The organism is Candidatus Pelagibacter sp. PS_31 (assembly GCF_059417865.1).
Window position 1 is genome coordinate 178517 of sequence record NZ_CM182069.1, and the last position, 23408, is coordinate 201924.

At 29.3% G+C, this 23408-nt stretch carries 27 protein-coding genes, 1 tRNA gene and 1 pseudogene; 18 read left to right on the plus strand and 11 right to left on the minus strand.

The window, feature by feature from the left end; all coding sequences use genetic code 11:
• Positions 1-3: 3 nt before the first annotated feature.
• Positions 4-702, plus strand: coding sequence for a transaldolase family protein (locus tag AC5SLN_RS00940; protein ID WP_494593673.1), 699 nt, complete (start codon positions 4-6; stop codon positions 700-702).
• 104 nt (positions 703-806) lie between these two features.
• Positions 807-1475 carry a glycosyltransferase family 2 protein gene (locus tag AC5SLN_RS00945; RefSeq protein ID WP_494593675.1) on the plus strand — a complete coding sequence of 223 codons (669 nt, stop codon included), beginning with the start codon at positions 807-809 and terminating at the stop codon, positions 1473-1475.
• A 9-nt stretch (positions 1476-1484) separates the two neighbouring features.
• Here the strand turns inward: AC5SLN_RS00945 and AC5SLN_RS00950 are convergent.
• The 11 genes from AC5SLN_RS00950 to tkt all read right to left on the minus strand — a co-directional run bounded on the left by AC5SLN_RS00950 (position 1485) and on the right by tkt (position 9743).
• Positions 1485-1561, minus strand: a tRNA-Met gene (locus AC5SLN_RS00950).
• A 6-nt stretch (positions 1562-1567) separates the two neighbouring features.
• Positions 1568-1762, minus strand: a complete 195-nt coding sequence (gene rpsU, locus AC5SLN_RS00955) for a 30S ribosomal protein S21 (RefSeq protein WP_006997326.1) — start codon at positions 1760-1762, stop codon at positions 1568-1570.
• Positions 1763-1817: 55 nt separating this feature from the next.
• Positions 1818-2405, minus strand: a complete 588-nt coding sequence (locus AC5SLN_RS00960; RefSeq protein WP_494593677.1) for a cell cycle transcriptional regulator TrcR — start codon at positions 2403-2405, stop codon at positions 1818-1820.
• A complete protein-coding gene (gene rpmE / locus AC5SLN_RS00965; protein WP_271512504.1) occupies positions 2406-2636 on the minus strand; it encodes a 50S ribosomal protein L31 in 231 nt (76 codons plus the stop codon).
• A gap of 35 nt (positions 2637-2671) precedes the next feature.
• The gene (locus AC5SLN_RS00970) at positions 2672-3412 is read right to left on the minus strand and encodes an inositol monophosphatase family protein (RefSeq protein ID WP_018413867.1); all 741 of its coding nucleotides are present in this window, start codon (positions 3410-3412) and stop codon (positions 2672-2674) included.
• 5 nt (positions 3413-3417) lie between these two features.
• Positions 3418-3978 carry an elongation factor P gene (gene efp / locus AC5SLN_RS00975; RefSeq protein WP_271564967.1) on the minus strand — a complete coding sequence of 187 codons (561 nt, stop codon included), beginning with the start codon at positions 3976-3978 and terminating at the stop codon, positions 3418-3420.
• Positions 3975-4598: a thiamine phosphate synthase gene (gene thiE, locus AC5SLN_RS00980; RefSeq protein ID WP_494593680.1), complete on the minus strand. Its 624-nt coding sequence runs from the start codon at positions 4596-4598 to the stop codon at positions 3975-3977. Before thiE ends, efp begins: the two co-directional genes overlap by 4 nt.
• Complete coding sequence (locus AC5SLN_RS00985; RefSeq protein WP_494593682.1) at positions 4585-5595, minus strand: class I fructose-bisphosphate aldolase; 1011 nt, start codon at positions 5593-5595, stop codon at positions 4585-4587. The genes thiE and AC5SLN_RS00985 overlap by 14 nt, the downstream gene beginning before the upstream one ends.
• A 1-nt stretch (position 5596) precedes the next feature.
• On the minus strand, positions 5597-6775 hold the full coding sequence (locus AC5SLN_RS00990; protein WP_494593684.1) for a phosphoglycerate kinase: 1179 nt from the start codon (positions 6773-6775) through the stop codon (positions 5597-5599).
• Complete coding sequence (gene gap / locus AC5SLN_RS00995) at positions 6775-7782, minus strand: type I glyceraldehyde-3-phosphate dehydrogenase (protein ID WP_494593686.1); 1008 nt, start codon at positions 7780-7782, stop codon at positions 6775-6777. The genes AC5SLN_RS00990 and gap overlap by 1 nt, the downstream gene beginning before the upstream one ends.
• Before the next feature lie 2 nt (positions 7783-7784).
• Positions 7785-9743: a transketolase gene (gene tkt / locus AC5SLN_RS01000; RefSeq protein WP_494593688.1), complete on the minus strand. Its 1959-nt coding sequence runs from the start codon at positions 9741-9743 to the stop codon at positions 7785-7787.
• Between the two features lie 53 nt (positions 9744-9796).
• Here tkt and AC5SLN_RS01005 point away from each other — a divergent pair, with 53 nt between their 5' ends.
• The 16 genes and pseudogenes from AC5SLN_RS01005 to glmM all read left to right on the plus strand — a co-directional run bounded on the left by AC5SLN_RS01005 (position 9797) and on the right by glmM (position 23407).
• A complete protein-coding gene (locus tag AC5SLN_RS01005; RefSeq protein ID WP_006997316.1) occupies positions 9797-10120 on the plus strand; it encodes a coiled-coil domain-containing protein in 324 nt (107 codons plus the stop codon).
• Positions 10108-10554, plus strand: coding sequence for a cell division protein ZapA (locus tag AC5SLN_RS01010; protein WP_494593690.1), 447 nt, complete (start codon positions 10108-10110; stop codon positions 10552-10554). The genes AC5SLN_RS01005 and AC5SLN_RS01010 overlap by 13 nt, the downstream gene beginning before the upstream one ends.
• A gap of 4 nt (positions 10555-10558) precedes the next feature.
• Positions 10559-11105, plus strand: a pseudogene (locus AC5SLN_RS01015) (5-formyltetrahydrofolate cyclo-ligase).
• Positions 11102-11908: a TIGR00282 family metallophosphoesterase gene (locus AC5SLN_RS01020; RefSeq protein WP_494593692.1), complete on the plus strand. Its 807-nt coding sequence runs from the start codon at positions 11102-11104 to the stop codon at positions 11906-11908. The pseudogene AC5SLN_RS01015 and the gene AC5SLN_RS01020 overlap by 4 nt, the downstream one beginning before the upstream one ends.
• A gap of 5 nt (positions 11909-11913) precedes the next feature.
• Positions 11914-12639: a YebC/PmpR family DNA-binding transcriptional regulator gene (locus AC5SLN_RS01025; RefSeq protein WP_494593694.1), complete on the plus strand. Its 726-nt coding sequence runs from the start codon at positions 11914-11916 to the stop codon at positions 12637-12639.
• Positions 12639-13133 (plus strand): crossover junction endodeoxyribonuclease, encoded by a 495-nt coding sequence (locus tag AC5SLN_RS01030; RefSeq protein ID WP_494593695.1) that lies wholly within the window; start codon positions 12639-12641, stop codon positions 13131-13133. Before AC5SLN_RS01025 ends, AC5SLN_RS01030 begins: the two co-directional genes overlap by 1 nt.
• Before the next feature lie 53 nt (positions 13134-13186).
• The gene (gene tolQ / locus AC5SLN_RS01035) at positions 13187-13861 is read left to right on the plus strand and encodes a protein TolQ (RefSeq protein WP_018413880.1); all 675 of its coding nucleotides are present in this window, start codon (positions 13187-13189) and stop codon (positions 13859-13861) included.
• A gap of 1 nt (position 13862) precedes the next feature.
• Positions 13863-14279: a protein TolR gene (gene tolR / locus AC5SLN_RS01040; protein ID WP_006997309.1), complete on the plus strand. Its 417-nt coding sequence runs from the start codon at positions 13863-13865 to the stop codon at positions 14277-14279.
• A gap of 5 nt (positions 14280-14284) precedes the next feature.
• Positions 14285-15094 (plus strand): cell envelope integrity protein TolA, encoded by an 810-nt coding sequence (tolA, locus tag AC5SLN_RS01045; RefSeq protein WP_006997308.1) that lies wholly within the window; start codon positions 14285-14287, stop codon positions 15092-15094.
• Positions 15095-15096: 2 nt separating this feature from the next.
• Positions 15097-16437: a Tol-Pal system beta propeller repeat protein TolB gene (tolB, locus tag AC5SLN_RS01050; protein WP_494593697.1), complete on the plus strand. Its 1341-nt coding sequence runs from the start codon at positions 15097-15099 to the stop codon at positions 16435-16437.
• Between the two features lie 24 nt (positions 16438-16461).
• The gene (pal, locus tag AC5SLN_RS01055) at positions 16462-17004 is read left to right on the plus strand and encodes a peptidoglycan-associated lipoprotein Pal (RefSeq protein ID WP_494593699.1); all 543 of its coding nucleotides are present in this window, start codon (positions 16462-16464) and stop codon (positions 17002-17004) included.
• 86 nt (positions 17005-17090) lie between these two features.
• Positions 17091-18065: a tol-pal system protein YbgF gene (gene ybgF, locus AC5SLN_RS01060; protein ID WP_027306716.1), complete on the plus strand. Its 975-nt coding sequence runs from the start codon at positions 17091-17093 to the stop codon at positions 18063-18065.
• Positions 18025-19080 (plus strand): tRNA lysidine(34) synthetase TilS, encoded by a 1056-nt coding sequence (gene tilS / locus AC5SLN_RS01065; protein ID WP_494593701.1) that lies wholly within the window; start codon positions 18025-18027, stop codon positions 19078-19080. The genes ybgF and tilS overlap by 41 nt, the downstream gene beginning before the upstream one ends.
• 51 nt (positions 19081-19131) lie before the next feature.
• Complete coding sequence (ftsH, locus tag AC5SLN_RS01070) at positions 19132-21018, plus strand: ATP-dependent zinc metalloprotease FtsH (RefSeq protein WP_027306714.1); 1887 nt, start codon at positions 19132-19134, stop codon at positions 21016-21018.
• 281 nt (positions 21019-21299) lie between these two features.
• Entirely contained in the window at positions 21300-22076 is a 777-nt protein-coding gene (folP, locus tag AC5SLN_RS01075; RefSeq protein ID WP_494593703.1) for a dihydropteroate synthase, read from the plus strand.
• On the plus strand, positions 22076-23407 hold the full coding sequence (glmM, locus tag AC5SLN_RS01080; RefSeq protein WP_494593705.1) for a phosphoglucosamine mutase: 1332 nt from the start codon (positions 22076-22078) through the stop codon (positions 23405-23407). The genes folP and glmM overlap by 1 nt, the downstream gene beginning before the upstream one ends.
• The last annotated feature ends 1 nt before the right edge of the window (position 23408 follow it).

Sequence of the window (23408 nt, forward strand, 5' to 3'; positions counted from 1 at the left end):
TTAATGACAACAAAAATTTTTTGTGACATTGCGGAATTAAATCAAATAAAAAAATTTAATAAGAAAAAAATTGTTAAAGGTTTTACGACTAATCCTAGCCTAATGAGAAAAGCAGGGGCTAAAGATTATAAATCTTATTCAAAGAAAATATTAAAAATTTGCAACAAAAAACCTGTTTCACTAGAGGTATTTGCTGATGAATATAAAGAAATGAAAAAACAAGCTCTTCAGATTAATACTTGGGGAAAAAATGTTTATGTAAAAGTGCCGGTTGCTAATTCTAAAGGTATTTTTATGGGTAAAGTTATTAAAGAACTTAATAGTTTGAAAATTAAACTTAACATTACAGCAATATATAACGCCAGACAAACAGAAAAAATTCTAAAATTAATTAACAAAAAAACTAAAGTTATAATATCAATATTTGCAGGTAGAGCGGGTGACACTGGTAAAGATCCAGTTCCAGAATTTAAAAAAAGTATAGCGTTAGCAAAAAAGTTTAAAAACGTAGAGATACTTTGGGCAAGTGTTAGAGAACCTTATAATTATTTACAAGCAAAACAATTGAAATGTCATATTATTACTGTGCCACCAGCAACTATTGAAAAAATAGAAAATTTTGGAAAAACGTTTGATCAACTTACAAAAGAGACTGTTAAAGGGTTTTTAATTGATAGTAAAAAATCTAAGTTTATTATCTAGAAAATTTTTTACAAATATATTAAGCATCCTAAAGGATATTTTATTTTATTCTTTTGCTATATGTCTTGAAAGATAACTATTACAATTTTATACAAAACTTTTAAATGAAAAATAAAATTTTAACACTAATCATACCTGCAAAAAATGAAAGTGAATCTTTGCCAATAGTTTTAAATAGTTTAAAAAAATTTAATTATAACATCATAGTTTCACTGAATAAAAATGATCATGAGACGATTAACTCAATAAACAATTATGAAAATGTTCAGATTTTAAAACAAAGTGCAAAAGGTTATGGTAATGCTCTAATAGAAGGAATTAATGAATGTAAGACTAAATATTTTTGTATTTATAATGCAGATGGATCATTTGATGAGAATGATTTGCCAGAAATGTTAGAATTGAACTATCAATATGACTTTGTTTTTACTTCTAGGTATTCTCTTGGTGGTTCTAGTGAAGATGACACAACTATTACTTATTTAGGTAATCAATTCTTTTCTTTATTAGGTAGAATATTTTTTTCATTAAAAATTTCTGATATCTTATACACTTTTGTCATGGGTAATACTGAGTCTTTTAAAAAGTTAAATGTTATAAATAGTGATTTTAGGTTTTGTGTAGAATTTCCTATTAAAATGCAAAAAAAGAAAATGAAATATTTTTCAATTCCGTCCTATGAAAAGAAAAGAATTGCAGGAATAAAAAAAGTAAATGCTTTTAAGGATGGTTTTTTAATTTTATTAGAAATGATTAGGTTATTTTTTAAATAGTATAACTTTTGGTTGCGGGGGACGGATTTGAACCGCCGACCTTCAGGTTATGAGCCTGACGAGCTACCAGACTGCTCCACCCCGCGGTATATTTAAATTCTATTTTTAAGTTTATTAAGCTTTTTAACTCTTTTAATATTCTCTTGTAGAATTCTTTTTTTCTTTTCAGAGGGTTTTTCGTAAACACTCTTTAATTTTACTACTTTAAAAAAACCATCACGTTGTAATTTTCTTTTTAAAACTCTTAAAGCTTGTTCAATATTGTTATCTTTAACTTCTATTTTCATAAATGTTTTTTAAGAATGTTTAAATACCATCATATAATTTTGGTGTCTATTAAAATTATTCAATGTTTGAAACTTCTCTTGTTAGCTTTGCTTTCTCTTTTTCCTTTTTTTCTCTTTTTATTCTTCTTTCGGCTTTTTCAATTGCATCAATCAGGTCTTTTTGAGAAAACAGTCCCAATGCTACAGGGTCTTTAGGATTTAAATTGTTATAATTCCAATAACTTTTATTTTTAATTGCAGTAACTGAAGCCTTGGTTATTCCAACTAGTTTTGCTATTTGTGAATCTTTTAGTAATGAATGATGTTTGATTAACCATAAAGCTGAATCTGGCTTATCTTGCCTTTTAGATAAAGGAATGTATTTTTTAATTTTTTTATCTTCAGTTGAAATTTCAATATCAGTATTTTTTATTTGCAATTCTTTATTTTCATCTTTAGATGCTAGTTCAATTTCTTCTCTAGTAAGTTGACCTGATATAATTGGATTATAAGCCATTATTCCTTTTGCAACTTCACCATCCGCGATACCTTGCACTTCAACTTCATGTAAATTACAAAACTTCGAAATTTGTTTGAAAGTAAGTGTTGTATTTTCTACTAACCAAACAGCTGTTGCCATTGGCATTAATGGTACTTTTGACATTTAATCTTTCTTTTCTGATCTGAAATTTTGGAATTTTTTATTGAATTTGCTCACACGACCCTTATCCATTAGTTTTTGTTTTCCACCTGTCCAAGCAGCGTGAGATTTTGGATCGATTTCTAATTTTAAAACCTCTCCTTCTTTTCCCCAAGTTGATCTTGTCTCAAATTGAGTTCCATCAGTCATTTCTACTTTAATTGTGTGGTAGTTTGGGTGTATGTCTTTTTTCATATCGAGACTTATAGCAAAAGAATTTTATAAAACAATTAAAAGTTCTTTAATTTTTCAAGCATTTTGTCATTAATTGCCATGCTAGAAGCTCTTATTTTGATGTTTTTATTTTGTGAGAGGTCAATTTCATTAATTAAGCCACCTGCCTCTTTTACTAATATTATGCCAGCAGCTATATCCCACAAATTTAGATCATTTTGAAAATAACCATCATACCTACCAGCTGCAACATAGGCAATATCAAGTGCTGCACTTCCAGATTTTCTTAAAGGCAAATCAACTTGATTTTTTGAAACACCACCTGTAGCAAACAAGCAGCTATTAAGCTCTCTTTTTTTGGATACTCTAATTCTTTGATTGTTAAAGAACGCTCCACTTTCTTTTTCAGCATAAAACATTTCGTCTTTTATTGGATCATAAATTAATCCTGAAACTATTTCATCACCAGATTTTAAAGCAATTGAAATTGCAAAGTGAGGAACGCCATGTAAAAAATTAGTAGTGCCATCTATAGGATCAATTATCCATGTATGTTCTTTATCTTTATTAGTTTCAGAACCATCTTCTTCACTAATAATAGAATAGTAGGGTCTTGCTTTTTTTAATTCTTCTATAATTATTTTCTCAGCTTTTAAATCAGCATTTGATACAAAATCAGTAGGCCCTTTGATTGAAACTTGTAGTTTTTCTATTTCTCCAAAATCTCTAATTAAAGCTCTAGACGCTTTTTCTGCAGCCTTTATCATGACATTTAGATTGGCTGATATTGATTGCATATAATTTATATTTTTTTGACATATTCCATAGTTCTCGTATCGACTATGATTTTATCTCCGCTTTCAATAAATGGAGGGACTTGAATATTTACACCATTATCTAAAGTTGCGGGTTTGTAAGAAGAGGAAACTGTTTGCCCTTTTAAAGCAACATCAGTTGTATCAATCGTGCACGTTACTTGATTGGGCAATTCAACTGTTAAAGGTTTTTCATTATAAAAACTTATACTGACTTCTAAGTTTTCAGTTAACATTTTACCTTTTTCTCCAATTGTTTCTTTTTTAATATTTATTTGTTCATAAGATTTTGGGTCCATGAAATAATAATCAGTTTCATCGCTATAAAGATAATTAAATTTTGTTTCATCTAATGAAGCTTTTTCAACAGACTCACTTGATCTAAATCTTTCATTTAATTTTGTATTTTTGTTAACACTTTTCATCTCAACTTGGGCAAAAGCACCACCTTTTCCAGGTTTTACATGTTGCGTCTTTAAAACTTGCCAAAGGTCATTTTTGTATTCAATTAACATTCCAACTCTAATTTCACTTGCGTATAATTTCATTTTAATTTTTTAATAGCTTCTAATGGTTTGTATTTTTTATTATTCCAAATGTAGCCTGAAATAGCCAAAAAGTTAGCTTTATTCAATAAAAGTTTTTTATAATTACTAAGCTTTATACCTCCAATAGCTACAATTGGTAAGGAGGTTATTTTTTTTATAGATTTTAATACAGTTAAACTGGCTCTATATTTAACTCTTTTAGTTTTAGTTGCATAAAATGCACCAAAAGCTAAATAATCAGCACCATCTTTAATTGCTCTCTTTGCTAGATTTATAGAATTATGACAGGTCACACCAATAATTTTGTTCTTTAATATTTTTCTAGCTTTTATTAAGTCCATATCTTTTTGACCTAAATGACAACCGTCTGCATTTATTTTTTTAGCAAGTAGAGGGTCGTCGTTGATTAAAAATTTAACTTTATACTTATTACAAATTTTTCTAATTTTTTTTCCAATAATTAGCTTATTTAAATTTGTTTCTTTTTTAAGTCTTAGCTGAAAAAAACTTATTTTTTTTGAACTAAATACTAGAGCTAAATCATCGTAAAAATTTATATCAAGTATTTTATTTGGAGAAATTAGATAAACAAACTTCTTATTTGTTTTATTTTGTTTCAAGTTCTTTTGACCATTTGCCTTGAGCTGCAAGCGTGCACATATTTGCTCTGTGGTTAAAGATTTTTTGAGTACCACTAGTATTATTAATGTCTTTTGACCAAAATTTAAGTGCACTTTGTTGTAAGGCTCTACCATATGAATAAGTCATAATAAAATTTGTGTCATTATGCTTATTAATTAAGTTTAAATTTTCTGTTGCTTCTACTTCTGTTTGTCCACCAGATAAAAAAGCAATTCCTGGTACATCAGTTGGTACATTTTCTTTTAAGCATTTTAAGGTAAGCTTTGCAACTTCTTCACTTGATATTTTTTTGTCAGCAGCAGTTCCTGCTAAAATCATATTAGGCTTTAAAATTACACCACTTAAATCTATTTTATTAATTATTAATTCTTCAAAGCATTTTTTAATAACTTCAGAAGTTTTATTAAAACAAGTTTTGGCAGAATGATCTCCATCCATTAAAACTTCAGGTTCTACAATTGGAACCATTCCACATTCTTGGACTAAAGCCGAATATCTTGCAAGTGCATGAGCATTGGAGTGCATGGACAATTTGCTTGGATATTTATCTGAAATATTAAAAACACCTCTCCACTTTGTAAATCTTGCTCCAAGTTTATAGTAGTCCTTTAGTCTTTCTCTTAAGCCATCCAGGCCTTCTGTAATTTTTTCCTCATGAGAGCCTGCCAGAATTTTTGCACCTGTATCAACTTTAATTCCTGGAACTGCTCCAGACTTAGAAATTAATTCTGGAATAGTCTGCTTCAAGTTCGATGTTTGGTTGATAGTTTCATCATACAAAATAACACCACCAATAAAATCTTTCATCCCACTTGATGAGAAGAGAGTTTCTCTAAATAAAAGTCTATTTTCTGGGGTGGAAGGTACATTGACAGATTCTAATCTTTTAGTCATGGTTCCATTACTTTCGTCTGCCGCAAGGATTCCTTTACCATTAGATAGTATTTTTAATGCAATTTTGTTAAGTTCTGACATGTTAATTAAGAGCCTTTATACCAGGAAGTTCTTTTCCTTCAAGATATTCTAAAAAAGCACCACCCGCAGTTGAAACAAAATTAAAATTATTAATTGCTCCAATACCATTTAAAAGAGAAACGGTATCACCACCACCTGCAACTGAGTAAATTGTATTACTCTTATTTTTTTCAATAATCTTTTTTGCTATTTCAAGACTTCCTTTGGCAAAATTAGAGTTTTCAAAATAACCTGCTGGCCCATTCCACAAGATAGTATTACTTTCTTCAATTAATGAATTGATAGCTTTAATTGTCTTGGGACCAATATCTAAAATTAACTCTTCTTTAGAAACATTATTTAGTCCTTTTATTTTAGCTGATCCATCTAAGTTTTTCCCTACAGCAACATCTTCAGGATAAATTATCTTACAGCTTTCCTTTTTTGATAAAGAAAATATTTCTTCAATAATTTTATCACAATTATCTTCTTGAATAGATTTTCCAATTTCATATCCTTTATATCTAAGTATATTATTGGCCATTCCACCAACTATTATAATATTATCAAATTTAGCAATTAAGTTCTTAATGATATTAATTTTAGAAGATATTTTAGAACCCCCTATGATGCATGTTATAGGTCTTTGAATTTCAGATGTAATTTTAGTTAGTGCATCAATTTCTAAATTTAATTGGAGGCCAGCGTATGAAGGAATAAATTTAGTAATTTCAAAAATTGAAGCATGAGCTCTATGCGAACATGAAAAAGCATCATTAACATAAATATCAGCTAGACTTGCTAAATGCTTGGCAAAACCATTATCATTTTTTTCTTCCTCTTCATAAAACCTAAGATTTTCAAGGATTACAATTTTTTCATCATGTTCATTAAATAAATCAGTAGATTTAATTTCTTTTATATTTTTTGAAACTAATTTTATATTTTGGTTTAGTTTATTTTTTAGATCTTCACATATTGGTTTAAGAGAGAGTTCACTTACCACTTTGCCCTTGGGCCTACCTACATGAGATAGTATTATTATCTTTGCTTCATTTTTTAATAAAAAATTAATAGTAGGTAAAATTTTATCTATTCGAGTAGTGTCAGTAATTTTTCCATTATCTAATGGAACATTTAAATCCAACCTAAGTAATACTTTTTTTTGATTAAAATTAGTTTCGTCTTGAATATTTCTCATTAAGAGACTTGATGAAGATGTTCTGCTATGTCACACATTCTATTTGAAAAGCCCCATTCGTTATCATACCACGCTGAAATTTTTCCCATATTTTTACCAACTACATTAGTTAAAGACAAATCAACAATTGCTGAAGCTGAATTATGATTAAAATCAATTGAAACTAGTTTTTCTAAAGTAACTTCTAAAACTTTCTTTGATTGTTCTTTAGAGGCGATAGTAAATGCCTCATTAATTGTCTCTTTGCTCATCTCTTTTTTTGTACAAAAAACTAGTTCTATAAGGGAAACATTAGGAGTTGGCACTCTCATTGCAATGCCTTCAAGTTTTCCTTTTAATGAAGGTATAATCTCACCGATTGCTTTTGAAGCACCCGTAGAAGTTGGCACAATAGATTGACTGGCAGATCTTGCTCTTCTAGGATCTTTATGGGAATTGTCCAAAATTCTTTGGTCACTTGTAAAAGCATGAATAGTTGTCATAAACCCTTTTTCAATTTCAAAAGTTTCATTTAAAATATTAGCCACAGGTGCAAGACAGTTAGTTGTACAAGAGGCTGCAGAAATAATTTGATCATCTTTTGTCAAAATATTTTCATTTACGCCATAGACAATTGTCTTATCAGCATTTTTGCATGGAGCTGAAACTATAACTTTTTTAGCACCATTTTTTATATGAGCTAATAATTTTTCTTTTGAATTAAATTTTCCAGTACATTCAAAAACATAATCAACATCAAATTTTTTCCAGTTAATATCTTCAATATTAGATTCTTGTGAAAATGTTATTTTATTATTATTAATAATTAAATGTTGTTCATCATAATCTAAATCTGCATTAAATTTACCATGAATAGAATCGTATTTAATTAAAGAACAGCTGGCTTCAGAATTTGATCGGTTATTGATGTGTTTGATTTTTATTTTTTTGTTTTGGCTTTCAATGATAGCTCTAATTACCATTCTACCAATTCTTCCCATTCCATTGATACCAACTTTTATTGTCATATTTAACTCTTTATTAGTTTTTTTGCTTTTTGTGAAATATTTTGAACTGTTAATCCAAAATATTTATAAATTTCTTTGTAGGGTGCACTTTTACCGAATGTATCAATTCCAAAAGCTAAACCCTCAGTTCCAATATATTTTTTCCAGCAATCAGTTGAAGCTGCTTCAATAGATATTTTAAATTTTGCTTCATTAAGAATTTTTTTCTTATATGCTTTTGACTGCAAATCAAAAATATTCTGACATGGTACTGATATAACTTTAGAATAAATTTTATCTTTGGCTAATTTATGGCTAGTCTCAATTGCTAAATTAACCTCAGAACCACTAGCAAATATTGTTAAATTAATTTTTTTATTTGTTCTTAAAACCTCATAAGCACCTAAAGAGCATTTGTTCATATTTGAATATTTTTTTCTAATAGGTTCAAGATTTTGTCTAGTTAAAGATAACACACTTGGTGTCTTCGAGTTTTTTAATGCTAGTTCCCAACACTCGATAGTTTCCATTCTGTCTGCAGGTCTAAAAACATTTAAATTAGGAATAGATCTTAATCCAGACAGTTGTTCTATAGGTTGGTGTGTGGGTCCGTCTTCCCCTAAGCCAATTGAGTCGTGGGTCATTACATAAATAACCCGTTGCTGCATCAAAGCAGATAAACGAATGGAAGGTTTACAATAATCAGAAAATATTAAAAAGGTTCCCCCATATGGAATAAATTTACTATGAAGTGCTAAACCATTCATTATTCCTGCCATGGCGTGCTCCCTAACACCATAGTGAATATAATCACCTTTAAAATTGCCAGAATTAATAGCATTATGATGTTTGGTTTTAGTGTTATTAGATCCCGCTAAGTCAGCTGAGCCACCAATTAACGTATTATTTTCTTTCGTAAGAGCATTAAGAGTTAACTCAGAAGCTTTTCTTGAGGCTAAACTTTTGTTTTCTCTAAGAGAATTTTGCTTTTCACTTTTTAAAGCTTTAGAGAAATTATTTTTAAAGACTTTATCTACTAAATTTTTTTTTCTTTTATAAATTTTACTCCATGCAGAATCAAGTTTTGCACCCTTATTACCAATTTTTCTCCATTCACTTAAAATATTTTTAGGAATTTCAAAAGGTTTGTGTTTCCAATCTAATGCTTTTCTAACTAATTTAATTTCATCTAAACCAATTGGACTACCGTGCGAAGAGGCTTTACCAGATTTATTAGGTGAGCCATAACCAATTTTTGTTTTGCATGAAATAATAGTTGGTCTTTTAGCATTTTGAACTTTTTTTAATGCTGAAAAAATTTCTCTTTCGTTATGACCATTGATTAGTATGTAATCCCAACCATAACTTTCAAATCTCTTTTTGAAATTATCTGAAACCGCCAAGCTAGTTGGTCCATCAATAGATATTGAATTATTATCAAAAAGCATAACTAGATTTTTTAACTTTAAGTGTCCCGCTAAACTCATTGCTTCATGGCTAATGCCTTCCATTAAACATCCATCTCCAGCTAAAACATAAGTTTTATGATTTATTATTTCTTTACCAAGTTTTTTCTTCAAAATTTCCTCTGCAATAGCGAAACCAACTGAATTAGCAATTCCTTGCCCAAGAGGACCTGTCGTAGTTTCAATACCAGTACCAGGGTGATATTCAGGATGACCTGCACAAATAGATTTTAATTGTCTAAAATTTTTAATATCATTCAAAGAAATACCTTTGTACCCAGTTAAATGTAATAAAGAGTAAAGAAGCATAGATCCATGACCAGCAGATAAAACAAATCTGTCTCTATTTATCCAGTTAGGATTTTTTGGATTAAATCTAAGAAAATTTTTAAATAAAACTGTTGCTACGTCTGCCATACCCATTGGCATTCCAGGATGACCTGAATTTGCCTTTTGCACAGCATCTATAGATAAAAACCTTATTGCGTTTGATAAATCTTTATGTAATTTGTTCAAAAATATCCTATCTAGACTTAGAAGACTCAATTTAATAATATAAATATATATATATGAAAACAGACAGTGAAAAAGAAAAAAAGCTCAGTTTTGCACTTAATAAATTGAAGAGTTTGAATTTACAAAACCCAACGCTAAAGTCTAATCTAGAAAACTTAAACATTCAAAAAAATCAATTAGAAATTGAAAAAAAACAAATAGAAGAAAAATATCAAAATTTAGAAAGTGAATACAAAGCTCTTAATCAAAAATTAGAAGATATTAACCAGCAAAAAATAGAAGAACAAAAAAAAGAGACGGAATTTTCAGAAAAAATAGATGAATTAAATCAAGAAACAGATACTTTATTAGAAGAAATAGATAAATGGCAAATGTAAATATTAAATTTAATGGCAAAGAGTTTCTTCTATCTTGTGATGATGGACAGGAAGAGCATTTAGAAGAATTGTTAACTCATATTAATGAAAAATTTAGCAATTTAAAGAATGACCTTGGAAACATAGGGGAAAATAAACTTCTATTGATCACTTCAGTTCAAATAATGGATGAATATTTTGAAACTAAAAAAAAGGTAGAACAAAAAAAAACTGAGTTACAGAATTTATCAAATAAATTTAGAGAATTGAAGTCATTAGTTTATGATTACAGAGATAAAAAAGAAGAAGAGATGAAGGAACTTCAACAAAATCATGAAAGTTTTAAAAAAGAAATAGAAAAAAATAAAGAAGATTATGAAAAAATAATCGAAGCTGCAGCAGATGAAATTGAAAATTTTGTTGAAAAAGCAAATTTAGAAAATCCAATTCAGTAGATTTGTGTTAAAATCTGAATTAAGAAAAAAAATTTTTAAAGTAAGAAAAAAATTTAATACAAAAAATATTCAGCTCAATTTTAAGCAAATTGTAAAAATTCTTAAAAAAGAAAAGATAACCAATCAGATTATTATAGGTGGATACTATCCGGTAAACTTTGAGATAGACGACTTGACACTGTTAAGAAAATTTAAAAAGAATAAATTTAATATTTCTTTACCCATAATTAAGAAAAACTTTCAAATGGATTTTTATTCATGGTCATTTTCTGAGCCTTTAAAAATAAATAAATATGGAATACCTGAACCAGAAGCTAAAAATATAGTATACCCTGATGTTTTATTAATTCCCTTGTTAGCATTTGATAAAAAATTAAACAGACTTGGATATGGTGGTGGATACTACGATAGATTAATTGAAAAATTATCAAAAAAAAAAAATCATAAAGATAGGTTTAGCTTTTTCAATTCAAGAAATTGATAAAGTGCCAACTAATATGTATGATCAAAAATTAGATTATATTGTAACAAATAAAAATATTATAAAATGAAAATACTCTTTTTAGGTGATGTAGTTGGCATTTCAGGACGGTCGATGGTTTTGAATAATTTATTATCAAAAATTAAAGATGAAAAAATCGATTTTGTAGTTGTTAATGGTGAGAATGCAGCCGACTCAGGTGTTGGTCTTACAGAGGAAATATGTAAAGATTTTTTTAACTGTGGTGTAGATGCTATTACAACGGGTAACCATGTGTGGGATCAGAAAGAAACAATGTCTCATATTGAAAAAGAAAATCGACTTCTTAGACCTAAAAATTTATTTGAACCATCTCCAGGAAAAGGCTTTGGAATATTTACTGCTAAAAATGAGATGAGAGTGGGGGTACTTAATTTGATGGGAAATGTTTTTATGAAGAAATGTGAAGATGTATTTGAAGCAGCTGAAAAATTTATGAAAAAATATAAGCTTAAAGAAGATTATGACTTTTTATTAGTCGATTTTCATGGTGAAATAACAAGTGAAAAGTCAGCTATGGGACATTTTTTTGATGGTAAAGCAACATTGGTTGTTGGAACTCACACGCATATTCCAACAAATGATACTAGAATATTAAAAGGTGGTACTGCTTATCAAACTGATGCAGGAATGTGTGGTGATTATGACTCAGTTATTGGAATGAATAAAGAAAATTCAATTAATAGATTTTTAAAAAAAAAGTCCACAAAGCACTTTCCAGCAATTGGTGAAGCTAGTTTGTGTGGTGTGATTGTTGAATGTGATGTAGAAACAGGGTTAGCAAAAACTGTAAAAAATTTTATACATGGAGGAGAATTAAAAAACTCTCAATAATTATTATGTCGGGTCATTCAAAATGGGCAAGTATAAAACACTCTAAAGGAAAAGCAGACAAACAAAGATCTAAAGTATTTTCAAAATTATCTAAAGAGATAAGTGTAGCAGCAAAACTAGGTGATAAAGATCCTGCGATGAACCCAAGACTTAGATCTGCAATTCAAGCCGCAAAATCAGCCAACATGCCAAAAGATAATATTGAAAGAGCTATTGCCAAATCTTCGGTTAATTCTGAAACAAATTATGAAAATTTAAGATATGAAGGATTTGGTCCAGATAAAATAGCCGTAATTGTGGAAGCACTAACTGACAATAAAAATAGAACAGCTTCCAATGTTAGATCTATATTTGTAAAAAGTGGTGGCAATTTAGGAACTCAGGGATCTGCTTCACATAACTTTAATCAGTTAGGGATTATAAAAATTGATAAAAAAGAAATCTCAGATGAACAAATTTTTGAACTAGCAATTGAATCTGGTGCAGATGAGTGTATTTCAAGTGATCAATTTCATGAAATTCAATGTCCTATGAGTGAAATTTATAATGTAAAAAAAAATTTAGAAAAAACAATTGCAAATTTTATTTCAACAGAGATTGAATGGGTTCCTTTAAATAGTGTAGATGTTGAAAAAGATAAAGTGGAAGCGGCAATAGAGTTTTTAGAAACATTAGAAGATGATGATGATGTTCAAAGTGTTTATTCAAATATAAATTTTAAGAATAGCTAATGCTTATTATTGGAATAGACCCAGGCATAACAGGTTCTATTTGTTTTTTTCAAGATGGTAAAATAATTGATGTTATTGAAATGCCCAATATGCCTGAAGGGAAAAAAAATAAAAAACAAGTTAATGGTGCTCAAATTTATTACGAAATTTCTTCAAGAATTAATGATATAAAAAGGGAAGATATCAAAGTTATAATTGAACAAGTATCAGCTATGCCAGGTCAAGGTGTTACTAGTATGTTTAATTTTGGACAATCGTTTGGTATTTTAAAAGGAATTTGTTCTGCAATGCAATTACCAATGTATTTTGTAAGACCGACAAAATGGAAAAAGTATTTTAACCTTATTAATTCAGAAAAAGACGCTAGTAGAACAAAAGCAATAGAGGTATTTCCTTATTTTTCATCAGAGTTATCAAGAAAAAAAGACTCAAATAAAGCTGATGCGATATTGATTGCTAGCTTTTATTACGAAACTTATAAACTAGAAGAATAAATAAAGACTTTAAAAGTCAAATTCATGACACATTTAAGTGTGAAACCTTCAATATGGAAGCTGATATTACATCTCAAGCAGTAGGCCTTGCCTCAAATACCGATTTTTCCTTGTGGAGTTTATTTTTAAGAGCAGATTTTATTGTAAAGTCAGTAATACTTATGTTGATTGGCTGCTCTATATATTCATGGGCCGTTATTATTGAAAAATTTAGACTGTTTAAAAAAATTAATTTAGAGTCTGAGGAATTTGAAGAAAAATTTTGGAAATCAAAATCAGCCGAAACTTTTTACAATAGTTTGCCAGCTGATGTAGAAAACCCTACAGCTTTATTGTTTAAAGATACAATGCAAAGTTTATTAAAAGCCAAAAGTAAAACTAACCTAAATGAAAGAATGGCAAGCATACTTGAGGTTAATATTGAAAAACAAATTTCAAAAATAGACAAAGGTTTTACTTTTTTAGCAACAGTTGGTTCAACTGCACCTTTTATAGGTTTGTTTGGAACTGTATGGGGAATAATGAACTCATTCCAATCTATAGCAATCTCAAGAAATACAAGTTTGGCAATTGTAGCACCAGGAATAGCTGAAGCCTTATTTGCAACTGCACTCGGATTATTAGCAGCAATACCTGCAGTTGTTGCCTATAACAAATTTAATAACGACTCAAAAAAATATTCACAAAGATTAGAAAATTTTTCTAAAAGATTTTTATCAATAATATAAAATGGCTTTTAATCTCAAACGTTCATCAAAAGAGCCTATGAGTGAAATAAATGTCACTCCATTTGTTGATGTAATGTTGGTGTTATTAATTATATTTATGGTAACAGCACCATTATTAACAGTTGGAATACAAGTTGATCTACCTGAAAGTTCTGCAGACTCATTACCTGAAGAATTAGAACCATTAACATTATCTATAAATTCTAAAGGTGAAATATTTATTCAAGAATCTAAAGTTGAGTATGATAAAATTATTGCAAAGATTTTAGCTGTATCTAAAAATAGAACAGACACTAGAATTTATGTTCGAGGAGACAAATCTATAAACTATGGTAGAGTTTTAGAAATAATGGGAATGCTATCTGGCTCTGGCTTTACTAAAGTAGCATTAATTTCTGAGCCATATAAAGAGAGGTAACTAAAGTGAATAGAAATATTGTTATTTCTTTTGGGCTTCATATATTTCTTGTGGTAATCACAGCTATGAGCTTACCATTCCTTGCTAAAAAACCGATTGATCTTCCTCCGATTATATCAGTTGAGTTGATTCAAATCACAGACAAAACTAATATTCCTTTTGCACCAAAAGCAAAAAAAATAATAGAGAAAGTTAAAGAAAAAGAAAAAAAATTAGTTTCTGAACAGGCACCACCAAAAAAAATAAAAAAACAAAAGCCAGATGCCGTTCCATTACCAGATGAAAAAATAGAAAAAATAAAGAAAATTAAGGATGAAAAACAAAACCCTGAAAAAGAAGAAACAGAAATTAAACAAATTTCAGAATTTGAAAAAAAAGAACTATTTGACACTAATAGTATTGCTGCATTAATTGATAAATCTAAGACTGAGAGTGCAGAAACAAATAAAAAATCCAATAAAGTTACTCAAGATCAAGATAAAGATATGGATTTTTCAGGATTAACTTTAAGTGAAGAAGATGCTCTAAAAGCTCAAATTTTTGGTTGTTGGAGTATTCCTCTAGGGTTACCGTTTAATGAAGATTTATTAGTAAGAATTAAGTTACAATTAAAGCCAGATGGTTCTATTATAAAAACAGAGATTCTTGATCATGCTAGAATGAATAGGCCTGGACAGGGATTTTATAAAGTATTAGCTGAAAGTGCATTAAGAGCGATAAAGCTTTGCCAACCTCTTAGAGTACCTAGTACAGGTTACGAAAGATGGAAAGATATGCAGCTAAATTTTGATGCTAGAGAAATGTTAGAAGGATAAAAATGTTATTAAGATATTTATTTATATTACTTATTATTATTCCTATTAAAGCTTTTGCTTTAATTGAAGTTGATATTACTAGAGGAAATTTAAATCCTCTACCAGTAGCTGTATCCCCTTTATCAATAGATAATAAATCAAAAGAAAATTTTAAAAAAATTTTAAAACAAGAAGACCTAGGATCAGAAATTTCAATAGTTGTTGAGAATAATTTAAGACAATCTGGTCTATTTAATCCACTAGACAAAAATGCATTTCTTCAAGAACCAGATGTAGCCAATTTAAAACCAAGGTTTGAGGATTGGAATTTAATTAAAGCACAAGCTCTAGTAACAGGCAAAGTTACGTTTATAGATGAAAAATTAAGAGTAGAATTTAGATTATGGGATGTTTTAGCTGGAAAAGAAATGATGGCTTTAGCATTTACTACTGTTCCTAGTAACTGGAGAAGAGTAGGTCATATTATTACAGATAAGGTGTATGAACGCTTAACTGGAGAAAAAGGTTATTTTGATACTAGAATAATATACGTTTCTGAAGAAGGTCCTAAAACTAAAAGAATAAAAAAATTAGCAATAATGGACCAAGATGGTTTTAATAATAAATATTTAACACTTGGAAATGAATTAGTTTTAACACCAAGATTTAGCCCAACAAATCAGATGGTCACATATCTTTCTTATTTCAGAAATTTACCTAGGGTATATTTATTAGATATTGAAACTGGAATGCAAGAAGTAGTCGGAGATTTTCCTGGAATGACATTTGCCCCAAGGTTTTCACCTGATGGAAAAAAAATTATAATGAGTTTTGCTAAAGATGGCAATTCTGATATTTATACTATGGATCTTGAAAACAGAATTGTTGAAAGAATTACCAATCATCCATCAATTGATACATCACCCTCTTACTCACCAGATGGAAAACGAATTACTTTTAACTCAGACAGAAGTGGCTACCAACAAATTTATGTAATGGATAGTAATGGAAAAAATGTTAAGAGAATCTCATTTGGGAATGGTTTGTATGGAACTCCAGTGTGGTCTCCAAGAGGTGATTTAATTGCATTTACAAAGCTTCATAAAGGAAAATTTTATATTGGAGTAATGAGAACAGATGGAACTGGTGAAAGACTCCTAACAGAGAACTTTTATCAAGAAGCTCCATCATGGTCACCAAATGGAAGGGTTCTTATCTTTTATAGAGAAACTAAGACTAACTCTAAAGGAGAGGGATTTTCAGCCAAATTATGGTCTATTGATTTAACAGGGTACAATGAAAAGATGGTTGAAACTGAAACTGATGCTTCTGACCCATCTTGGTCGTCTTTATTAAGCAATTAGTCTCAATTTTACTTGATTTTTAACTTGAAAGGTCTAATTAAATATGAAAAATATAAAGTATTACAAAACAAGGATCAAGGAGCAACAATGAACTTAAGCAAGATTTTAAAAAGTGGATTTCTAATTGTTTTAGCAAGCTTAGTATTAACTGCTTGTGCTACAAAAAAAACAACAACAGGACAAATGCAAGGTGATGTTTATACAGGAACAGATTCTGTTGAATATTTAGCTTCTGGTGTTCCAGATAGAGTTTTCTTTGCAACAAATGAAACTGTACTTACAACAGCTTCAAGAGAAACTTTAAGAAAACAAGCTGCATGGTTAAGAAAAAATTCAGATATTAATGTTGTATTAGAAGGTCACGCTGATGAAAGAGGTACAAGAGAGTACAACTTAGCATTAGGTGAAAGAAGAGCTAATTCAGCAAAAGACTATTTAATGACATATGGAATTTCTTCAGACAGAATTTCTGTATTAAGTTATGGTAAAGAAAGACCAGTAGATTCTGGATCTAACCCTTTAGCATGGTCTAAAAATAGAAGATCAGTTACTGTTAAAGCGAACTAATCAATTTAATAAATTATAAAAGACCCTATCACATTTGTGAATAGGGTCTTTTTTTTGCCATCATTATAATTACTACTCAATTTATTATGTTTAATTATAAAAAAATAATTCGATTAAAATTAATATTAGTCTTTATATTTTTTCCAAATATTATTTTTGCTGATAATCATAATGTAAATGAAATTTTAGAGTTAATTCAAAAAGATTTAAAAACCCTGGAAAAAGCTGTTTACTCAGGGTCAATTAATTCAAATAGTCAAACAGGCACAAACGAAAACTCTGAGGATGTTTTAACAAGACATCTTCTAAAATTGTCTGATGTTGAAAAACAATTTCAAGAACTGACTAATAAGTTTGAAGAAATTAATTTCAAGTTAGATAAATTATCAAATAGGCTTTCTAAGGTTCAAGCAGATAACCAAATTAGATTTCAAGATCTGGAAAATACTTTATCATCTGGAGAAATTGGAAAAAAATTAACTTCAATACCAAAGGAACAAGTAGACAAAACTTTACCAGGCTCTTCACAACCTCAAGACTTAGGATCTATTTCATATAAAGATACAGAAAGTGAAGAAACTAGTCAGCAAATACAATCAGTAGAAACTACTTCATCAATAGTGACAGAAAACTTTGAATCAGAAAAAAATATACTTCCAAATGCTACTCCAGAAAAACAATATGAATTTGCAACTAGTTTTTTAAAGGTAGGTGATTACAGCACTGCAGAGAGAGCTTTTAGAGAATTTGTGATAAATAATTCAGAGCATAAATTGGCAGGCAATGCTCAATATTGGTATGCTGAAACATTTAGAATAAGACAACTTTATACAGATGCAGCTACTGCTTATCTTGAAGGATATCAAAAATATCCAAAAGGTGAGAAGGCTCCTATAAATTTATTAAAACTTGGTGTATCAATGGTTCAAATAGGAGAAAAAGAGCAAGGTTGTAAAATGATTGTGGGGGTTGAAGAGCAATATCCTAAAGCAAATCAATCTGTGCTTCAAAAAGCAAAATATGAATCAAAAAAGTTTGAGTGTTCAAAACAAAACTCATAAACAAATTCTTAGTTTTTTAAAAGATCGAAAAATCTCAAAAGTTTATGGTGAATTCTCTTCCTCTTTAAATTCTGGGGAAAATTTAGCAGTAGCAGTTTCGGGTGGACCCGATAGTTTGGCACTGGCTTACTTGGCTAAATGCTATTCAATAAAAAATAAAATAAAAGTTAAATTTTTTTTAGTTGATCATAGACTTAGAACTGAGTCGACAAAGGAAGCAACGTTAGTAAAAAAAATTTTACAAAAAATTGGTGTTACATGCAAAGTATTAAGCTGGAAAGGAAAAAAACCTTCTAGAAATATTCAATCTTTAGCAAGAGAAGCAAGATATTCTTTACTATCAAAAGAATGTAAAAAAAATAATATTAAGCACTTATTATTAGGACATCATTCAAATGATTTAGTTGAAAATTTTTTAATTAGAGTGGTTAGAGGGAGTGGACTAAATGGATTGGTATCTTTTAACAAAAGTGTAAAATATAAAGATGAGGATCTAAATATTTTAAGACCATTACTCAACTTAGAAAAAAAAGATTTAATTAATATTTCTAAAATAGTATTTAAATTTTTTATAAAAGATCCATCTAATATTAACGAGATATATAAAAGAACAAGAATTAGAACTTTATTAGAATCTCTTGAAAAAGAGGGATTGGACTTAAAAAAACTAAAATTAACCATTGATAATTTAAGAGACTCAGACAAATCAATTAAGTTTTATGTTAACAAAAATTTGAAGGATAATTCTATACATATTAAAACAAAAGATACTTATATTTTAAGTCATAATTTTTTTGATCAATCGCATGAAGTTGTTTTTAGATCTTTGACATTTGTTATTCAAAAAATAGGAAAAAAATACTATCCTGTTAGAGGAAAAAGTATCAATGAACTGATTAACCGAATTATCCTAAAGACATTTTCAAAAATAACTTTAGGAGGTTGTTTTGTTGAAAGAGTTAATGAGACGATATTAATTTCAAGGGAAAACACTAATAAAGTTAAGGTTTTGTAACAATTTGACACTTGTTTAATTAATAATAATTATTATCTTATAAGTATGAATATGAAGAATTTAGCAATGTGGGCAGTAATTGTTTTTCTAACAATAGGCCTATATAATATGTTTAAGAATCCTCAAGCTAATGTGGGCAAAGGTAATTCTATTATATTTTCAGAATTTTTATCAGAAGTTGATAATGGTGGAGTTATAAAAGTTGATATTCAAGGAAACAATATTAGAGGAGTATTAGCTAATGGAAATACTTTTTCTACTTATTCACCGAATTATCCAAATTTAATTGAGAAGCTATCTGAAAAAGGTGTGAGTATATCAGCTGCTCCTTTAGAAGATAAGATGCCCTCTTTGTTTGGTGTTTTATTGTCGTGGTTTCCGATGTTGTTACTAATCGCTGTTTGGATTTTCTTTATGAGACAGATGCAGGGTGGCAAAGGTGGAGCCATGGGTTTTGGAAAATCTAAGGCAAAGATGATGAATGAATTGAAAGGTAAAGTTACTTTTGATGATGTCGCTGGAGTAGAAGAGGCTAAAGAAGAAGTAGAAGAAGTTGTTCAATTTTTAAAAGATCCTAAAAAGTTTAGTAGACTTGGTGGAAAAATACCAAGAGGATGTTTATTAGTTGGCCAACCTGGAACAGGTAAAACTTTACTTGCTAGAGCTATAGCTGGGGAAGCAGGAGTTCCGTTCTTTACAATATCAGGATCAGACTTTGTTGAAATGTTTGTGGGTGTTGGAGCCTCAAGAGTTAGAGACATGTTTGAACAAGGTAAAAAAAATTCACCCTGTATTATTTTTATAGATGAGATAGATGCTGTTGGAAGAAGCAGGGGTGCTGGTCTTGGAGGAGGTAATGATGAAAGAGAGCAAACTTTAAACCAGTTATTAGTTGAAATGGACGGCTTTGACACGAATGAAGGTGTAATAATTATTGCCGCTACAAATAGACCTGATGTATTAGACCCAGCATTATTACGACCAGGTAGATTTGATAGACAGGTAGTTGTTGGACTTCCAGATATAATAGGAAGAGAAAAAGTATTAAAAGTTCATGTTAAAAAAATTAAAATGGCACCTGATGTAAATTTAAGAACAGTAGCTAGAGGAACCCCAGGTTTTTCAGGTGCAGATTTAGCAAATATAGTTAATGAAGCGGCATTACTTGCTGCAAGAAAAAATAAAAGACTAGTTACTCTAACTGAGTTTGAAGAAGCAAGAGATAAAGTGATGATGGGATCAGAAAGAAGATCCATGGTCATGACAGAAGAAGAAAAAACATTAACAGCTTACCACGAAGCTGGACATGCAATAGTAACTATTAATGAGGATGCGGCTCATCCAATTCATAAGGCAACAATCATTCCGAGAGGTCGAGCTTTAGGAATGGTTATGCAACTACCTGAGAGAGATCAGCTATCTCAAACAAGAGAACAGCTTCATGCTCAATTAGCTATAGCTATGGGTGGAAGAGTAGCAGAAGAAATCATATTTGGAGAAGATAAAGTTACAACTGGTGCATCTAGTGATATTGAACAAGCGACTCAAAGAGCAAGAGCTATGGTAATGCAAGCAGGCCTTAGTAAAGAGTTGGGACCTGTTGCCTATGGTTCGAATGAAGAAGAGGTATTTTTAGGAAGGTCTGTTGCGAGAACTCAAAATATGTCTGAAGAAACCTCAAAGAAAGTAGACTCAGAAATTAGAAAAATTGTAGACAAAGGTTATGAAAGAGCAAGAACAGTTTTAACTGAAAAAATTGATGATCTGCATAAATTAGCTAAAGCTCTCTTAACATATGAAACACTTACAGGTGAAGAAATAGAAAACCTGATAAATAAAAATATATATCCAAGCAATAAAGAGGATTTAAAAGTTGAAGATGAAGATAAAGGTTCAGCTTTAAGTTCAATGGGTCTTAAGCCGAAAATAGTTCATTAAGGCTAAATGAAAAAATATTACACAAGAGCGTGTAATTTTGCTTATGGTAAATTTTCAGTTGAATTAGTTAGAAAAAAAAAAATCTTCCACTAAATGGCAATAAGAAAATTTCCTTTGGACAAATTGAAATTCTTACACGAACTTCTATCAAAAAAATTAATCTTAAAGATATAAAAAAATTACCCAAACTACTGAAAGAAAAAATTAATAAAGATCTCAAGACTATTGTTAAAAAAAATAAAAATTTTTCAAGTTTAAATTTTAATAAAACACCTAATATAATGGGTATATTAAATTCAACACCAGATAGTTTTTCTGATGGAGGCAAGTTTAATAAAAAGAAAAAAGGAATATCTCATGCAAAGAATTTATTTAAATCGGGAGCAGATATTATTGATGTTGGTGGAGAATCAACAAGACCTGGATCTAAACCTGTAAGTAAAAAGGAAGAATGGAATAGAATAAAAGAAATATTAAAAGATGTTAATAAAAAAATTCCACTATCATTAGATACAAGAAAATCAGAAATTATGGTTAAAGGGATTCAGTTAGGAGTTAAACTTATAAATGATGTGTCAGGTCTAAGTTATGATCCAAAAACAGTTGAGGTATTGATAAAAAGCAAAACTCCATTTGTCATTCAACATTCACAAGGTACACCAGAAAAAATGCAAAAAAACCCTAAGTACAAAAATGAATTATTAGATATTTATGATTTTTTTGAACAAAAGATTAAATTTTTAAGATCCATGGGTATAAAACATAATAATATTGTAATTGATCCAGGAATTGGTTTTGGAAAAAATTTGAAACATAATATGAATTTAATTAGAAGCGTTTCTATTTTTCATACTCTTGGTTTTCCTATATTACTTGGACTTTCTAGGAAAAAATTTATTAAGGATTTATCTGGAAAAAATGATAGCAAGGAAAGATTAGGTGGAACAGTAGCTTCTTCCATGTATGCAATAATGCAAGGAGTTCAAATTCTAAGAATTCATGATGTGAATGAATTAAGACAAAGTATAAAGGTGTTTAAAGAATTAATTAAAAACTAATGGCAAAAAAATATTTTGGAACAGATGGAATAAGAGGTGCTGTTAATAGTAAAAATATTAATGGAGACATGTTTTTTAAATTTGGTCTTGCAACAGGAACTTACTTTAAAACTGAAAAAAAAAAGAAACAAATAGCAATAATTGCTAAAGATACGAGACTCTCAGGTTATAGTTTGGAACCTGCGTTAGTATCAGGACTTACATCGGCTGGTATGCATGTTTATACATTAGGCCCACTTCCAACCAATGGCTTAGCAATGCTAACAAAGAGTATTAAAGCCAATATGGGAATTATGATTACAGCATCTCATAACCCATATCATGACAATGGGTTAAAATTATTTGGACCTGATGGGTTAAAACTGTCAAATAAAATTGAAAAGAAAATTGAAACTTTAATTGATCAAAAGATTGAAAAATCTTTATCAAAACCAAAAAATTTGGGTCGTGTAAAAAGGTTAGAAACTGCAAATAAAGATTATATAAAAATTTTAAAAAGTAATTTACCAAAATATTTTAATCTAAGAGGTTTAAGAATAGTAATTGATTGTGCAAATGGGGCTGGATATAAGGCTGGACCTGAATTATTAAAATCTTTAGGTGCCAAAGTATTTTCAATTGGAATAAATCCTAATGGTCTTAATATTAATAAAAATTGTGGATCTACTTTTCCAAATAAAATCAGATTTGCAGTAAAGAAATATAAAGCACATATAGGAATTTCACTTGATGGAGATGCCGACAGAATTATTATGTGTGATGAAAAAGGTATTGTAATTGATGGAGATCAAATAATTGCTGCAATAGCAATGAGATGGAAAAGAAAAAAAATGTTAAAAGGAGGTGTAGTTGGCACGTTAATGTCTAACTATGGATTAGAAAAGTTTTTTAAACTACATAATATAAAATTCTTAAGATCAAATGTAGGAGATCGCTTTGTAAAAGAGAAAATGCAAAAAAATAATTTTAATTTAGGTGGTGAGCAATCTGGGCATATTATTCTAGGCAAATTTGCAACTACTGGAGATGGCCTATTAGTTGCTTTAGAGGTTTTATTTTCATTAAGAAAAGGAAAAAAAGCTAGTAGTTTTTTTAATACCTTTAAGAAAACTCCACAAATATTAGAAAATATTGATGTTAAGGACAAAAATATAATTAAAAATATTGATATTAAAAATTCTATAAAATCAGCTGAAAAATTAATTAAAGGTCAAGGTAGAATATTAGTCAGAAGCTCAGGAACGGAGTCTAAAATCAGAGTAATGGGAGAGAGTGATAATATTAAACTGCTTCAAAAATGTTTGAAAATCGTTTTAAGAAAAATTAAATAAA

Coding starts and splice junctions, on each gene's coding strand:
- AC5SLN_RS00940 (WP_494593673.1), top strand. CDS start 4: ATGACAACAAAAATTTTTTGTGACATTGCGGAATTAAATCAAATAAAA.
- AC5SLN_RS00945 (WP_494593675.1), top strand. CDS start 807: ATGAAAAATAAAATTTTAACACTAATCATACCTGCAAAAAATGAAAGT.
- rpsU (WP_006997326.1), bottom strand. CDS start 1,762: ATGAAAATAGAAGTTAAAGATAACAATATTGAACAAGCTTTAAGAGTT.
- AC5SLN_RS00960 (WP_494593677.1), bottom strand. CDS start 2,405: ATGTCAAAAGTACCATTAATGCCAATGGCAACAGCTGTTTGGTTAGTA.
- rpmE (WP_271512504.1), bottom strand. CDS start 2,636: ATGAAAAAAGACATACACCCAAACTACCACACAATTAAAGTAGAAATG.
- AC5SLN_RS00970 (WP_018413867.1), bottom strand. CDS start 3,412: ATGCAATCAATATCAGCCAATCTAAATGTCATGATAAAGGCTGCAGAA.
- efp (WP_271564967.1), bottom strand. CDS start 3,978: ATGAAATTATACGCAAGTGAAATTAGAGTTGGAATGTTAATTGAATAC.
- AC5SLN_RS00985 (WP_494593682.1), bottom strand. CDS start 5,595: ATGTCAGAACTTAACAAAATTGCATTAAAAATACTATCTAATGGTAAA.
- AC5SLN_RS00990 (WP_494593684.1), bottom strand. CDS start 6,775: ATGAGAAATATTCAAGACGAAACTAATTTTAATCAAAAAAAAGTATTA.
- gap (WP_494593686.1), bottom strand. CDS start 7,782: ATGACAATAAAAGTTGGTATCAATGGAATGGGAAGAATTGGTAGAATG.
- AC5SLN_RS01005 (WP_006997316.1), top strand. CDS start 9,797: ATGAAAACAGACAGTGAAAAAGAAAAAAAGCTCAGTTTTGCACTTAAT.
- AC5SLN_RS01010 (WP_494593690.1), top strand. CDS start 10,108: ATGGCAAATGTAAATATTAAATTTAATGGCAAAGAGTTTCTTCTATCT.
- AC5SLN_RS01020 (WP_494593692.1), top strand. CDS start 11,102: ATGAAAATACTCTTTTTAGGTGATGTAGTTGGCATTTCAGGACGGTCG.
- AC5SLN_RS01025 (WP_494593694.1), top strand. CDS start 11,914: ATGTCGGGTCATTCAAAATGGGCAAGTATAAAACACTCTAAAGGAAAA.
- AC5SLN_RS01030 (WP_494593695.1), top strand. CDS start 12,639: ATGCTTATTATTGGAATAGACCCAGGCATAACAGGTTCTATTTGTTTT.
- tolQ (WP_018413880.1), top strand. CDS start 13,187: ATGGAAGCTGATATTACATCTCAAGCAGTAGGCCTTGCCTCAAATACC.
- tolR (WP_006997309.1), top strand. CDS start 13,863: ATGGCTTTTAATCTCAAACGTTCATCAAAAGAGCCTATGAGTGAAATA.
- tolB (WP_494593697.1), top strand. CDS start 15,097: ATGTTATTAAGATATTTATTTATATTACTTATTATTATTCCTATTAAA.
- ybgF (WP_027306716.1), top strand. CDS start 17,091: ATGTTTAATTATAAAAAAATAATTCGATTAAAATTAATATTAGTCTTT.
- tilS (WP_494593701.1), top strand. CDS start 18,025: ATGAATCAAAAAAGTTTGAGTGTTCAAAACAAAACTCATAAACAAATT.
- ftsH (WP_027306714.1), top strand. CDS start 19,132: ATGAAGAATTTAGCAATGTGGGCAGTAATTGTTTTTCTAACAATAGGC.
- folP (WP_494593703.1), top strand. CDS start 21,300: ATGGGTATATTAAATTCAACACCAGATAGTTTTTCTGATGGAGGCAAG.
- glmM (WP_494593705.1), top strand. CDS start 22,076: ATGGCAAAAAAATATTTTGGAACAGATGGAATAAGAGGTGCTGTTAAT.